The following is a 1,662-nucleotide window of genomic DNA, read 5'->3' on the forward strand; positions in this document are numbered from 1 at the left end:
TAGTTGCCGTCTCTGCCGCGGCGGGCTCCGGCGCGGGGTCCTCCGCAACCTCGGTCTCGGGCGTGGTGTCGGCCTCCACCGAGGACGTGTCGGCGCCTTCCGCAACCGGTTCGGTGGTTTTCGTCACCGGCTCGGCGGCTTCCGCTACCGGCTCGGTGGTCTTCGCCTCCGGCTCGGCGGCCTCCGGCGCCGGGTCGGTCGCGGGCTCAGGCTCGGCCTCCGCCACGGCCTTGGCCGGGGTCTCGGCGGGCTCGTCTTCGGGCTTGGTCTCGGCAGCGGCGGCGGCGCCTGCCTTCGCCTCGGCGTCGGCGTCGGCTTCGGCGTCGGCACTCGCGTCCGCCGACGGGGCGTCCGTGGCTGCGGCAGCCTCGGGCGCGGTGGCGGGCTCCGCCTCGGTCTCGGCGTCGGCTGCCGGTTCGGGCGTCGGCTCGGAGTCGACGTTGGCCGTGGGGGCGGTGGGGGACGTGGCGTCGGCAATGTCCGCAGGCGTGGACTGGGCGTCAACGTCCGGCTCGGACGCGGCCATTGCCTCGTCCTCGGCAGCGGGCTTGGGCTCGTCCGCCTCTGCCTTCGCCTTCGCCTCCGTCTCCGCCTCTGTCTTCGCCTCGACGGCAGCCGTTCCCTTCGTGTCGGCCGCTGTCGCCGCCTCAACCGGCGCCTCGTCGCCGGAGGTTGTCGTGTCCTCGGGCGCGGGGGACTTCAGGATCTCGTCGAGGGACTTCAGCGGAGTCGACAGGGCCGGGTCGTGCGTGGATTCGTCGTCGAGGGGGTCCGGGTCCGGTGCCATTTCCGCGGCCGGCTCAGGCTTCGGCTCAGCCTTCGGCTCGGGCGCGGGCTCGGCCTCCACCTTGGCCTCGGCCTTCGGCTCGACGCCGGACTCGGCAGCCCTCGGCTCGGCGCCGGACTCGGCAGCCTTCGGCTCGGCGGCCGACTCAGCCTTGGACTCGGCCTTCTCGCCCGCCGTCGGCTCTGCCGTCTGCCCTGCCGTCTGCCCTGCCGTCTGCTCTACGGTCGGCTCCGCCGACTTCTCGGCCGACTGGGGGTCCGGGACAACCTCCGCCTCCGGCGCGGCAGAAGCTTCGTCCACCCCCGTGGTTCGGGAGCGGCCGAAAACTTTGCGCAGTAGGTCCCGTATGCCCATGGGAGATACCTCTCACGTGTCGAGTGCGGTGCATGGCGGTGCATGACCGTGGTGCCGAAAGGCTAGCGGGCCGCCCGGCGGCCCCCTTCCGCCGATTCCGCTCGCGCTTCGTTCACCTCTGGTTCAGGCGTTCGTCGCCACTGTGCGGTTCTACGCCCATAGCTTCGCCGCCAAAGGTCCCGACGTCATGTCGGCCCGGACCGCGTCGGCGTACTGCCCATGCGGGGCCCTTCGCAGCCCATACGTGACACCCTTACGGAGGGGAAGACGTGCGCAACCTCCTGCCGCTCATCAGCTCACACCCGGGCGGTCGTTCCGCGCTGACGTGCCGGTACCGCTGTGGCGACGCCTGCTTTCACGAGACGCCGAACACCTCTGACAACGCCTACGTGGGCGACGCCATCGCCGCTGCCGCCTCGCGCCGTTCCCTTCTGCGCGCCGGTGCGGTGATGACCGTGGCGGCCGCGACCGGGGCCGTGGCGGTGGAGCGGGCGCCGCAGGCGTCCGCCGCGTCGGGCGAC

General features: G+C 72.8%; 2 pseudogenes. One reads left to right on the plus strand and one right to left on the minus strand.

Going from position 1 to position 1,662, the window contains the following annotated elements:
- A pseudogene (locus KN815_RS48630) lies at window positions 1-1,087 on the minus strand (hypothetical protein); the annotation flags it as partial.
- A 323-nt stretch (window positions 1,088-1,410) separates the two neighbouring features.
- On the opposite strand from KN815_RS48630, the pseudogene KN815_RS48635 reads away from it, so the two are divergent.
- Window positions 1,411-1,662, plus strand: a pseudogene (locus tag KN815_RS48635) (phosphatase); the annotation flags it as partial.

It is taken from the genome of Streptomyces niphimycinicus (assembly GCF_018883605.1).
Classification (GTDB): domain Bacteria; phylum Actinomycetota; class Actinomycetes; order Streptomycetales; family Streptomycetaceae; genus Streptomyces; species Streptomyces niphimycinicus.